Source organism: Pseudarthrobacter leeuwenhoeki (genome assembly GCF_055412885.1).
The window spans coordinates 123,258-135,102 of sequence record NZ_JBVAYY010000002.1 but is presented as its reverse complement, the minus strand read 5'-3'; the positions used below and the strand labels follow the sequence as shown (position 1 = coordinate 135,102).

Sequence of the window (11,845 nt, the reverse complement as noted above, 5' to 3'; positions counted from 1 at the left end):
TATGTACCTGCGTGATTTATACGCCAGCCTGACGCGGAGATGGTATTTGGTTGTGTTCGGAGCGCTCCTGACCGTCTCCCTGGCCTTCGTCGTCTACTTCCAGGCGCCGGTGAAGTAAGAGGCCACCGGCAGTGTTGCATTGGTGCCCCCGGCGACTGCTGTCATTTCCGGCGACAACCCATTCCTTTACATGGGAGGCCTGGAACAGGCGCTGGGGATCCTCACCGCAAAGCTGAACTCCGACGAGGTGCACCGCCATATCGCGGGCAAATACGACGCAGTAGAGTACTCCACCATCCGCGACCCGTCGACGAACGGGCCCATCGTCCTGGTCACCGTCACCGGGGCCACGGCGGGTGAGACACTGGGGCCCTTACTGACTACCTCGCTGCCGTACCCCTTGAGTGCGCTGACCGGGAGGTCGGGGCCCGCAGAGTAAGAGTCCCGCAGACCGCGCATCGAAGGCTGTCAGCAGGCCGCGAACTGATCCCAACACGGCCGCGAGGCCGCTGGTGGCGTCCCCGCGGGCAGTTTGTCCCGCGTTGGCCGGTAAGTGCGTTGCAGGAAGAAGCCGCGGGTCGATGGAAGGTCGTCGGCCGCAAGGTCGGGGAAGCCTTTGATCCTCAGCCCTAACGGCAAAGGCGCCGGCACCCCAAAGGTATGCCCGCTGGGAGGGCACCTGAAGCGCGGCCGGTGATAGGAACGCACCAGCCAATGGGATCCCCGGCTGTCGTAGATGAAGTCGGGACGGGCCGCGAGGGCGCCTCCACCGGACGCTTCGCGGAGCGCCGCACGCCTCCGCCGTGACCCCGAACATCTATACGGCCGTGCGGAAGAACCGCTCCGTCACTTTCGCGAGCCGGTAGGGGTCCTCGACGCCGCAGAGTTCCCGGGCCGAGTGCATCGAAAGCAGGGGCACACCGACGTCGACCGTCCGGATGCCGAGGCGGGTGGCGGTCAGCGGGCCGATGGTGGAGCCGCAGGGCATCACGTTGTTGGAGACGAACTCCTGGTACGGGATGCCGGCGTCGGAGCACAGCCGCGCCCAGAGGGCGGCGCCGGGGGCGTCCGTGGCGTAGCGCTGGTTGGCGTTGATCTTCAGCAGCGGGCCGCCGTTCAGGGCCGGCCGGTTCGCCGGATCGTGCCGTTCGGCGTAGTTGGGGTGCACGGCGTGGCCGGCGTCGGCGGACACACAGAACGACGCCGCGAAGGCCTGCCGCCGCTGGCTCACCGAGGCGCCCAGTCCGTCGGAAATGCGCACGAGCACGTCCTCGAGGATGGGCCCGCTCGCGCCGGAACGGGAGGCTGAGCCGATTTCCTCATGGTCGAACGCGGCCAGCACCGCAATCGGCGCCCCGGCCGGCATCGGCGCTGCGGCGTGGTTGATCAGCGCGGTGAGCCCGGCGTGGGTCGCCGAAAGGTTGTCCAGCCGGCCGGAGGCGAAGAACTCGCCCTTCGCGCCGAACACGGCCGCGGGCTGGGTGTCGGCGATGACGACGTCGTAGCCGCCGATCAGGGCAGCGTCCACGTCCGCACCGGCAACCCGGTCCGCCAGCAGGCCCAGCAGGTCTTCGCCCGCCGGGTCGCCGAGTCCGTAGACCGGGTTCATGTGCTGTTGCTTGTCCAGCGCCAACCCCTCGTTCGCGGCGCGGTCCAGGTGGATGGCCAGCTGCGGGAACCGCAGCAGCGGCCCGGTGGCGGTGAGGTGCTGAGTCCCGTCCCGCATCACCAGGCGCCCGGCGAGCTGCAATTCACGGTCCAGCCAGGAGTTGAGCAGGGGTCCGCCGTAGACCTCGACGCCGGCCTGCAGCCAGCCGAACTTGCCCGTGGTGGGCTTGGGCTTGAGCTTGAACGACGGTGAATCCGTGTGGGCGCCCAGGATGTTGAAGCCGGTGGCGGGCCCGGCCGTTTCCGGCGTCACCCAGGCGATGATCGCACCGTCGCGAACCACGTAGAACTTCCCGGTCCCGGCGGCCCCGGCCCAGGGCTGCAGCTCGTCGAGGGCCGTAAATCCTGCCGCGTTCAGCCGGCGGGCGGCCTCGTGGACGGCATGGAAGCTCGACGGCGACGCGGTGACGTACGCGCCGAGGTCCTGGATGTGGGCTGCGGCGTTGGACTCTGAAGGCATGGCACCGAGTCTAGCGCCGTGACCTGGGCCCAACGGCCCCTGCACCGTGACGTCGAGTCCGGCCGTGTACCCGCCGGACACCGACCGGGACGTTGTGGCGAGCTGGTAGACGCCGCCGTCGTCGCGAAGAATATGTCCGTCGTCAGCACTATGCCCGGACACGCCCTCCGCGGGCGCCCAGGACTGGGCATGTCCCTCCGGCCCCGTTGGACATGCCCTCCCTAGGCCGCGCCGAGTGGACATAGTGCCACTATGTCCACGGCAGCGCGGCAGGGCTGGGCATGTCCCGTGGTGCTGACGGACCCGGGGCGGGAGTTACGACGCCCGGCCGGCCCCCGCTGTGGCGTGTTCGGCGTGCGCCACAGTCTCGGTATCGGCCGCGGCACCGCCGTCGGAAATTGCCGGGGTCTGCCCGCCGTTCCTGCGGTAGCGCGAGACGCCGATAGCGACCACGACGGCGGCGAGTGCCAGGGAGAGCACCAGCGACTCGCGGGTGGCCTCCAGGGCCATCATGCCGACCAGCAGGGCGACGATGCTGATGATGGCGACCCAGGTCAGGTAGGGGAACAGCCACATCCTCAATTCGAGGTCCTTGGCCGCGGCCCCCATCCTGCGGCGCAGGATCAGCTGCGAGACGGCGATCACGAGCCATACAAACAGGGCGATGGCGCCTGAAGTGTTGACGAGGAACAGGAACACGGTGTCGGGGGCGATGTAGTTCAGGCCGACGGTGATGAATCCGACGACGGTGGAGGCCAGTACGGCGGCGGCGGGAACGCCGCGCTTGGAGATCCGCATCCAGGACCGCGGCGCGTCGCCGCGGCGGGACAGCGAGAACAGCATCCGGCTGGCCGTGTACAGGCCGGAGTTTAGGCAGGACAGCACGGAGGTGAGCACCACGATGTCCATGATGGTGCCGGCGCCGGGGATGCCGTACTGCTCGATCACGGCAACGTACGGGCTCTTGGCCACGGAGGCGGAGTTCCAGGGCAGGAGGGTGACCACGATCGCAATGGAGCCGATGTAGAAGACGAGGATGCGCCAGACGGTGGACTTCACGGCTTTCTTGACCGCATCGACGGGGTTTTCGGATTCTCCGGCGGCGATGGTGGCGATCTCAGCGCCGAAGAAGGAGAAAACGACCACGAGGATGCCGGCCAGCACGGCGCCGGGCCCGTTGGGCATAAAGCCGCCGTTTTCCAGCAGGTTGCTCACTCCAGGGGCAGGGACGCCGGGGATGAGGCCCAGGATTGCCGCGACGCCGAAGAGCAGGAACAGCACGATCGCCGCGACCTTGATGGAGGCAAACCAGAACTCGAACTCGCCAAAGGATTTCACCGAGCTCAGGTTGGTCAGGGTGAGGACCACCATCAGCAGCAGCGCCCAGATCCACTGGTCGATCCCGGGCACCCAGCGGTGGATGATCGCGGCACCGGCCGTGGCCTCGATGCCCAGCACAATGATCCAGAACCAGGCGTACAGCCAGCCGATGCTGAACCCTGCCCACCGGCCCAAGGCCTTGTCCGCATACGTCGAGAACGATCCGGTCTCCGGATTGGCGGCTGCCATTTCCCCGAGCATCCGCATGACCAGGATGACCACGAGTCCCGCCGCCGTGTACGCGACCAGGATGCCGGGACCCGCCTGCTGGATCGCCGCGCCGGAGCCGACAAACAGCCCGGCTCCGATCACCCCGGCGATCGCGATCATGGACAGATGCCTGGGTTTCAGGGATTTCGAGAGTTGCTGGTCAGCCTGCATGAAGCTTCGTCCTTCGTGGATTTTTCGGGTCCGCGGGTGGATCGTGAAAAGTTGCGCGGCGGACCTCGTTGACGTTTCACCCTAGACCGGCCGGGGAAGCGCCGGTTCTGTGCAAACCCACAAATGCCCTACTGCCAGTCCGGGCAGAACTCCAGCAAAGAGGCCCATTAGGCAACGACAGTTGCCTCACGGGCAATTCGGAAATGTGCCTGAAACCACCGCTTCGGACTCCCGGGCCGGCGGGCCCCGGCCCGGGCTCAGTAGTCCGGGTTGCTGGGCACCACCAGACCGGTCTCGTAGGCGTACACCACGGCCTGGACCCGGTCGCGCAGATGGAGCTTGGTGAGGATCCGGCGCACGTGGGTCTTGACCGTGGCTTCGGACAGGAAGTACCGGTGCGCAATCTCGGCATTGGACAGCCCCTCGGCCATCGCCCCGAGCATCTCGGTTTCCCGCGGGGTGAGGTCTTCCAGCAGCGGATCCCGGGCCGGCCGGACCCCGGCGGGGGCGCCGCCGGACGCCGCCTGCGCGGGGGCTCCCCCGGCGGCCGGGCCATTCCCGTTGCCCCGGACATACGTTTCGAGCAGCCGGCGCGTGATGCGCGGCGCCACCACCGCGTCACCGCTCGCCACGACCCGGACGGCGCTGATCAGTTCGGCGGGCGCCACGTCCTTGAGCAGGAAGGCCGAGGCCCCGGCCTGGAGCCCGGCGAACGCGTATTCGTCGAGGTCGAAGGTGGTGAGGATGATAATCCGCGCCTCGGCCCCGGACCTGGTAATGGCCCGCGTGGCCTCTATCCCGTCCAGCACCGGCATCCGCACGTCCATCAGCACCACGTCGGGCTCGAGTTCGCGGACCTGGCGGATCGCTTCGGCGCCGTCGGAGGCCTCGCCCACAACCGCCAGATCGTCCTCACCCTCCAGGATCAGGCGGAAGCCCATCCTTAGGAGCGGCTGGTCATCCACCAGCAGGATGCGGATCGGTCCGGCCTCGCTCATTGGTTCCCCTTCGCTCATGTTCCTTCGCTTCCGTTGTCGCCGTTCCAGTGCAGCACGGCGTGCACGCGCCAGCCGTGATCGGCGCTCGGCCCTGCCTCCACGGTGCCCGCGTAGATTCGTGCCCGTTCCAGCATTCCGGCGAGGCCCCGGCCCGTCCCCTCGGATCCGGGGGAGGTCCGCGCCGCCGGCGCCGCAGCCGATCCGCCGGAGTCGACGGTGCCCTTGCCGTCGTCGACGACGTCGATGGTGACCGTGGGGCCGCTCCGGGCAATGGCCACGTCCACCCGGCCCAGCGAGCGGCCGTAGCGCAGCACATTCGTCAGTGACTCCTGCACGATCCGGTACACCGTCAGCTGGAACGCGGCATCGTCCGGCAGCGACGGGCCGGTGTGCGTATAGTGCACCGGGAGCCCCGCGGTGCGGAAACCCTCAAGGAGTTTGCCCAGATTGTCCCCGGCCACGAGCGGTTCGCGCGGAGCCTGCCCCGGGGCCGAGTCGTCGCGCAGCACGCCCAGGACGCGCCGCATGTCCGCCAGTGCGGTGCGGCCGGTGCGGGAGAGTTCCCCGAGGACCTCCGCCGCCCGGCCCGGGTCCTTTGCGACCACGACGGCGGCCCCGTCCGCCAGGCTGATCATCACCGTGAGCGAATGCGCCACGATGTCGTGCATTTCGCGGGCAATGCGGTTGCGTTCGGTGACCGACCCGAGTTGCGCGGCCCTCGCGGCCCAAGCGGCAATCTCGTGCTCGTGCTCGCGCCGCTGCCGGACCGAGACGCCGATCCCGGTGGCGATGACGTTGGAGAGGGTGATGCTGACGGCGGCGGCGATGCTGGTGATCAGCTGGAAGTTCTCCGGCGTATTCACGCCCATGTCCGGCAGCCGGCCATCCAGCGGACCAACGCCCAGCAGTAGGTACAGGAAAACCAGCGGAGCAGTCGCCACCGCCAGGCACACCAGCGCGACCCGGCGGCTGCGCGCCGCCGCCACGGCGTAGAGCGCAAACCACAGCCCGGCGGAGGCGTTGGACCCCCACGGGTGGAGCATGGTCACCCCCAGCTCCAGCAGCGCCACGACGGCGACCACCGGTACCGGATGGCTCCGCCGGAACATCAGCGCCGCCGCGGCCAGCACGAGCAGCACGGCGGCCGGCCAGACGCCGTCGCCCAGCGCTTCCGCTGCGGCGGGGGTCACCAGCAGCAGGTAGCAGACCACGACCACGGCATCCATGGCCCGCGGGTGCTGGAACAGGTAGCGCCGGATGCGCCCCCGGCGTCGGGCGGTGATTTCAGCGAAGGACGCGTCAGCCTGGGCGGCCGGCGCGTCCTTCACGGGAACTGCATCGATCATGCTCTGAGCCTAGACGGCGGGTCCGGGGCCTAGACGTCCCGCTTTTTCAGCAGCACGGCGGCCAGGACCACCGGGATGATGACCCAGGCGCCCAGCACCATCGCGGCCTGCCAGACTTCCAGCGTGTCCGGGACGTGCTGTACGGCCGTCATCGGCTCGACCGTGTTGCCTGGCAGGTACTTTCGGGCCTCGACGAAAAAGTCGCCCGGGATCAGCTGGAAGGCGATCGGTGCCACGAAGAACAACCCGACGAGGCTCATGATGCCGCCGGCGGAATTGCGGATCAGCGAGCCCAGGGCCATGCCGATCGCGGCAACGGCTGCGACGTAGAGGCTGTTGACGAGCAGCATCTTCACCGACTGCGAGCTCGAGAGGTCCAGTTTGAGGTTGTAATTGTCCAGAATCGGCAGCGCGACCAGGCCGGCCAGGTATACGGAGGCGGCGGTGACAACAAACGCGGTCACCGTGACCACCAGCAACTTGGCAACGAACGCGGGGGTCCGCTTGGGCACTGCCGCGAAGGTGGAGCGGGCCATGCCCGTGGTGAACTCCGAACTCATCAGCAGCACCCCGAGTGAGCCCAGAATCAACTGGGCGAACGCGATGCCGGACGTGGGGACGCCGACGGCGAGGTCCCCGCCCTGGGCGGCGAAAGCCGCGGCCGCTTCCGGATCAGTGAGCGCCGCTTCGGCGAACTGCCCGGTTCCCCAGGCGGAGAGGGCGCCGAAGCCCACCATCACAAGGACGGTGGAGCCGAGCAGGATCAGGGTGGACAGCAGGGTGCGGAACTTGATGAATTCGGAGTTCAGCACGCGGAAGAAGCTGGGGCCGGGGCCGGTGCTGGTGCCTGATATTCCGCCGGCCGGGGCGCCGCCGGTGCCCGCGTGTGCGCCGCGGCGGGAGGGATCGAGAGTGGTTGAGCTCATGGCTTGGTTGCCTCCGGACTGGACAGGGCGGCAGCGCCCGTGGTGATCAGTGAATGGTATTCGACCTCATCCTTGGTCAGTTCCATGTAGGCCTCCTCGAGGCTGGCCTGAAGCGGGGTGAGTTCGTAGATCATGACGTGGCTGTCGAGGGCCGCGCGGGCGATCCGGCGCGGATCGAGGCCGGTGACCTCGAGCAGCTCGTTCTCCTGCAGCTCCACGGAAACGCCGGCGCCGGCGAGCAGGTGCATCAGCTGGTCCGGCTGGTCGGTGCGGACGCGGGTGCGGATCTGGCCCTTTCCGGTGATGATGTCCTGGATCGGCGCATCGGCGATGATCCGGCCGCGGCCGATCACGATCAGATGGTCGGCGGTGACGGCCATCTCGCTCATGAGGTGGCTGGAGAGGAACACTGTGCGTCCCTCGGAGGCAAGGTGTTTGACCAGATTGCGGACCCAGACGACGCCCTCCGGGTCCAGCCCGTTGACCGGCTCATCCAGGATGATCGTCTGCGGGTCCCCGAGCAGTGCCGCGGCGATTCCGAGCCGCTGTCCCATGCCGAGGGAGAAGCCGCCGACCTTTTTCTTGGCCACGTCGGCCAGCCCCGTCATTTCGATGACGTCGTGCACACGCTTTTTGGGGATGCTGTGCGTGGCGGCCATCGCGAGCAGGTGGTTGTAAGCGGAGCGGCTGGTGTGGACGGCCTTGGCGTCGAGCAGCGCACCGACGTCGCGAAGCGGCGCGGCGTGCCGGGCGAACGGGGCGCCGTTGACGGTGACGGTGCCCGACGTCGGCCGGTCCAGCCCCATGATCATGCGCATGGTCGTGGACTTGCCGGCCCCGTTCGGGCCCAGGAATCCGGTGACCCGGCCGGCCTCGACGGTGAAGTTGACTCCGGCGACGGCGGTCTTGTCGCCGTAAACCTTGGTCAGGCCTCGTGCTTCGATCATGGAAGCGTTCCTTTACCTAGCAGTGGGGTTGGTGTACACACCACGCTACCGAGGCGGAGCGCCGGTTTCGCCGGTCTCAGGGATGATTCAGGGGCGAATCAGGGTAGTCCGGGAGGATGACAGTGCGGCCCTCAGGACGACGGCGAGTAGTACGTCAGGGCGCCGGGCGTCACCGAGAACTGAACACCGCGCACCCCGGGCATGACCTCCCCGTCCACTGCCAGGACCATGGTGGTGTCCCCCGGTTCCACCCGGATGCTGCTGGATTCGCTGAGGTGGGTGATCCGGGAGGTGGCTACGGTTCCGGTCAGTACGGCCCACAGCAGCCGGAGCCGGGCAAAGGATTCGTCGGCGGTGATCATCCTGAGGTCGAAGACACCGTCGTCGAGGACCGGGCGGACCAGCGGGGCGTGGTCGCGCGGGTAGTACCGTCCGCGGCCGATATACAGGATCCACAGTTTGTGCCGCACCCCGTCGACGGTCAGGACGGTGGGCGTCCCGGCAGCAAAGGTCCGCAACATCGCGACGACGCCGGCCAGGGGTTTGCCGATGGCCGGCTGGAGCAGTTCGCGCCGGCGGACCAGGTTCGGGTAGAGGCCGATGCTCGCTGTGTTGACCATGGTCAGGTGCAACAGTTCGGGGCTGCCGGGACGTCCGCGCTCCACGGACACCCTGCCAACATCCGCCCGCGCCGCTTCGCCGCGGGACGCCGCCCCGACGGCGGCCGTGAGGTTAGGGGTTCCGGCGTCCCGGGCGAAGTGGTTGAGGGTACCGCCCGGCAGGACCAGGAGCGGGAGGGAGTGCTGGATGGCTGCCGCGGCTGCCGTGCCGACCGTACCGTCGCCGCCCCAGGCGCCCAAGGCAACAACCCCAGGCCGGCCGGCCACCCGCGCGATCTCCTCCGCGAGGTCCTCGTCCTGGGCAACCTCTGTTATATACGCCTTGGGGAATACCTTTTGGAGCGCAGCTGCGGTCTCCGCCGCATACGAGCCTCCCAGCGTGTTGACCGCGATGCCGAGACCCTCACCTTCCGGGAGCTCCGCTGCTTTCACGGGAGTGCGCCGGGGCTCGGGAATTGGCGGCCGAACGGGCCACCATTTCCGCGTGACCAGCGCAGCACCCGCACCGATCGCGGATCCGAAGAACACATCCGAAGGCCAGTGGGCGCCGGTGTGGACCCGGGAGTAGGCGACGCCCGCCGCGAGGGGGGCCAGCGCGGCGCCCAGGGCCGGGCGCACAAGAGCGGCGCCGAGGGCGAACGCCACGGCCGAGGCGGAGTGTCCCGAGGGCATCGAGGAGCTCGTGGGCTGGGGATTGACAAACCTGAAGACCGGAAGGTGCTCCGGCAGGGGGCGGGCCCGCGGCAGCAGGGTTTTGAATCCGAGATTCGTGACCGCTGAAGCGACGGCCTGCGCCAGCACGCCGTGGAGGGCGGCGCGCCGCGTCCTGCCAGGAAAGAGGGCCATCACAGCGGCGATGCCAAACCAGAGCTTGCCTTTGTTCGCCGCAGCGGAAAGCCGGCGGAAAAAGTCGTCATGGGTGCCCCCGGGGAGGCCGGACACGGCGCGTACGAGTTTCCGGTCAAGTTTCCCCAGCCGTCTCGGCGCCTTCCTCAACATGCTGCGCATTCGACCACCTTACTGCCGGATCGGGACGGCACGCTGTCCGACAGGGAGGGACTCGCTAAGGTCCTGCGGAAGCAGGGGCCAGGCCGCCGGGCGGCCGGTTGGCTAGGATGAGGCGATGACCCGAGTGCTGGACCCTCAGCGGCTGTCACCTGGCCCTGTGCTGGCGGCGAGTACCGCCTGCTCATGCTGGGTGTGGTCCTCGGGGGACTGCTGCTGGCGGACGTGAGGCTGCCAGCGTTCCGAGGCCTGGACGAGGACTGGGCCCGCTGGATCACGTCCCTGCGCAGTCCGTTCTGGGACGGCCTCAATGTCTTCCTGAACCTGGCCGGCTACCGCGGCGTCCTGGTGCTCCACGGACTGCTCGTCGCGGCCCTGCTGCTGAAGAGACGCCCGCAGACGGCCATCTTCGCCGCCTCGGCCGGCATCGCCGTCCTGATATTCGCGCAGATCCTCAAGGCGGGCATTTTCCGTGGCCGGCCGGACAACACGGTTGTCCTGACCGATACGGGCTCCTTCCCCTCGGGCCATGTGGCGAGCACCGCGGCGTTCCTGGTGGTGGCTGCCCTTCTCGTGGGCCGCGCATGGGCAGGGGTGCTCGCGGGGCTTGGGGTGCTGACCATGATGGTCAGCCGCACGTACCTGTCCGCCCACTGGCTCGTGGACACCGTGGGCAGCCTGTGCCTGGCCGTCCCGGTGGTGCTCCTGCTGTGGCTGGTCCTCCAGGACATATGCATCCAGGAGAATAGAGACGCCCGCCTGGTTAGCCGGCGCGCACGGGCTTAGCGGCGCCGGCGAGCAGGAGTGCCCCCAGGATCGGGATCATGATCGCCAGCAGAGCCAACCGGATTCCGACCAGGTCACCGAGGTAGCCCAGCAGCGGCGGACCGGCCAGGAACGCGACGTACCCGATCGTGGAGACCACTGACACGCGGGCGGCTGCGTGGTTGGGATCGTCGGCTGCAGCCGACATCCCCATCGGGAACGCGAGGGCGGCCCCCGCCCCCCAGAGCACCGCGCCGGCCGTGGCCATCCAGATGTCACCCGCCAGGACGAAGATCCCCAGGCCTGCGGCGGCGGCCGACATGCTGGCACGGAGCACAGACACCCGGCCGTAGGTGTCGATCGCCCGGCCGCCGAAGAAGCGCACCGCGGTCATGGCCAGGACGAAGGCCGCAAACAGCAACGCCCCGGACGATTCCGTCGCGCCCAGGCCGTCCACGGCGGCTTTTGCGATCCAGTCGTTGCCGGCGCCTTCGGTGAGCGTCGCGCCCAGCACCACGACGCCGATCAGCAGCGTTCGTCCGTCCCGCCAGGCCGATCGGCCCTTGGGTTCCCTGGTTTCCCCGGCCACCGGCGCAGGAGCCGGGAGGTGCGGCAGGAAATGGCGCGGCGCCGCCAGGGTCACGACGGCCACGACGGCGGCGATCACCAGCAGGTGCGCCGGGAGCCCGACGCCCAGACCCGCCAGGCCTGCCCCGATCAGGGCGCCCAGGAACGCACCCCCGCTGAAGGCCGCGTGGAACTGCGGCATGATGGTGCGCCCGAGTTGGTGTTCGACGTCGGCGGCTTCGATGTTCTGGGACACGTCCCAGAGCCCGATGCCCATTCCGAAGAAGAACAGCGCGAGAGCGGTCCCGGGGATGGACTCGGCCAGCAACGCCAGCGCGACACCGACGCCGGCCAGGGCGGCGACAACGCCGGCGGCCCGCACCGCATTGGCCGTCCCGATCCGGCCCACGACGTGGCCGGCGGTGGGCAATGCGATCAGGGACCCGGCCGCCACGCACAGCAGCAGGGTTCCCATTTGCCCCGAGGAGATCTCCAGGATGTCCGTCACCGCGGGGATGCGGGCCGCCCAGCTGGCGAACACGAGCCCATTGATCCCGAAAATCAGGAACGTTGCCGCCGCTGCGGCACTGAGCTGCGGGCGGGTTGCCGTCCTGGTCACGCCGGATCGTGGCGCAGGAGTTCGCCGATGCGGCGGTGGCGCTCCTCAGTGTTCATGACCAAATGCTAACGGATCGTGATCATTCAATCATTTCCTGCGAAAACGTAAGCAACGCGGGGTCACTTCGCGCCCATAAACCTCCCGGGAATGGGCGCGAAGTGAC

The 11,845-nt window shown here is 68.6% G+C and carries 9 protein-coding genes and 1 pseudogene; 2 read left to right on the top strand and 8 right to left on the bottom strand.

Annotated features, from left to right (window positions below; all coding sequences use genetic code 11):
* Window positions 1-142: 142 nt before the first annotated feature.
* A complete protein-coding gene (locus tag ACZYX4_RS02275; RefSeq protein ID WP_463873373.1) occupies window positions 143-439 on the top strand; it encodes a hypothetical protein in 297 nt (98 codons plus the stop codon).
* Between the two features lie 378 nt (window positions 440-817).
* On the opposite strand, the gene ACZYX4_RS02270 is transcribed toward ACZYX4_RS02275, so the two are convergent.
* From ACZYX4_RS02270 to ACZYX4_RS02240, 7 genes are all read right to left on the bottom strand, one after another.
* On the bottom strand, window positions 818-2,128 hold the full coding sequence (locus ACZYX4_RS02270) for a M18 family aminopeptidase (RefSeq protein WP_463873575.1): 1,311 nt from the start codon (window positions 2,126-2,128) through the stop codon (window positions 818-820).
* Between the two features lie 315 nt (window positions 2,129-2,443).
* The gene (locus tag ACZYX4_RS02265) at window positions 2,444-3,889 is read right to left on the bottom strand and encodes an amino acid permease (protein WP_463873371.1); all 1,446 of its coding nucleotides are present in this window, start codon (window positions 3,887-3,889) and stop codon (window positions 2,444-2,446) included.
* 257 nt (window positions 3,890-4,146) lie between these two features.
* Window positions 4,147-4,887: a response regulator gene (locus tag ACZYX4_RS02260; protein ID WP_463873369.1), complete on the bottom strand. Its 741-nt coding sequence runs from the start codon at window positions 4,885-4,887 to the stop codon at window positions 4,147-4,149.
* 14 nt (window positions 4,888-4,901) lie between these two features.
* Window positions 4,902-6,233, bottom strand: a complete 1,332-nt coding sequence (locus ACZYX4_RS02255; RefSeq protein WP_463873367.1) for a sensor histidine kinase — start codon at window positions 6,231-6,233, stop codon at window positions 4,902-4,904.
* A 29-nt stretch (window positions 6,234-6,262) separates the two neighbouring features.
* A complete protein-coding gene (locus ACZYX4_RS02250; protein WP_463873366.1) occupies window positions 6,263-7,159 on the bottom strand; it encodes an ABC transporter permease in 897 nt (298 codons plus the stop codon).
* Window positions 7,156-8,106 (bottom strand): ABC transporter ATP-binding protein, encoded by a 951-nt coding sequence (locus ACZYX4_RS02245; RefSeq protein ID WP_463873365.1) that lies wholly within the window; start codon window positions 8,104-8,106, stop codon window positions 7,156-7,158. The genes ACZYX4_RS02250 and ACZYX4_RS02245 overlap by 4 nt, the downstream gene beginning before the upstream one ends.
* A gap of 131 nt (window positions 8,107-8,237) precedes the next feature.
* Window positions 8,238-9,734: a phosphatase PAP2 family protein gene (locus ACZYX4_RS02240; protein WP_463873364.1), complete on the bottom strand. Its 1,497-nt coding sequence runs from the start codon at window positions 9,732-9,734 to the stop codon at window positions 8,238-8,240.
* A gap of 183 nt (window positions 9,735-9,917) precedes the next feature.
* On the opposite strand from ACZYX4_RS02240, the gene ACZYX4_RS02235 reads away from it, so the two are divergent.
* Window positions 9,918-10,517: a phosphatase PAP2 family protein gene (locus ACZYX4_RS02235; RefSeq protein WP_463873362.1), complete on the top strand. Its 600-nt coding sequence runs from the start codon at window positions 9,918-9,920 to the stop codon at window positions 10,515-10,517.
* Here the strand turns inward: ACZYX4_RS02235 and ACZYX4_RS02230 are convergent.
* Window positions 10,495-11,706 (bottom strand): annotated as a pseudogene (locus ACZYX4_RS02230) (MFS transporter); the annotation flags it as partial. The gene ACZYX4_RS02235 and the pseudogene ACZYX4_RS02230 overlap by 23 nt on opposite strands.
* Between the last annotated feature and the right edge of the window lie 139 nt (window positions 11,707-11,845).

Excerpts from the sequence above, each read along its gene's own strand:
- ACZYX4_RS02270 (WP_463873575.1), bottom strand. The coding sequence starts at position 2,128 with ATGCCTTCAGAGTCCAACGCCGCAGCCCACATCCAGGACCTCGGCGCG.
- ACZYX4_RS02265 (WP_463873371.1), bottom strand. The coding sequence starts at position 3,889 with ATGCAGGCTGACCAGCAACTCTCGAAATCCCTGAAACCCAGGCATCTG.
- ACZYX4_RS02260 (WP_463873369.1), bottom strand. The coding sequence starts at position 4,887 with ATGAGCGAGGCCGGACCGATCCGCATCCTGCTGGTGGATGACCAGCCG.
- ACZYX4_RS02255 (WP_463873367.1), bottom strand. The coding sequence starts at position 6,233 with ATGATCGATGCAGTTCCCGTGAAGGACGCGCCGGCCGCCCAGGCTGAC.
- ACZYX4_RS02250 (WP_463873366.1), bottom strand. The coding sequence starts at position 7,159 with ATGAGCTCAACCACTCTCGATCCCTCCCGCCGCGGCGCACACGCGGGC.
- ACZYX4_RS02245 (WP_463873365.1), bottom strand. The coding sequence starts at position 8,106 with ATGATCGAAGCACGAGGCCTGACCAAGGTTTACGGCGACAAGACCGCC.
- ACZYX4_RS02240 (WP_463873364.1), bottom strand. The coding sequence starts at position 9,734 with ATGCGCAGCATGTTGAGGAAGGCGCCGAGACGGCTGGGGAAACTTGAC.
- ACZYX4_RS02235 (WP_463873362.1), top strand. The coding sequence starts at position 9,918 with ATGCTGGGTGTGGTCCTCGGGGGACTGCTGCTGGCGGACGTGAGGCTG.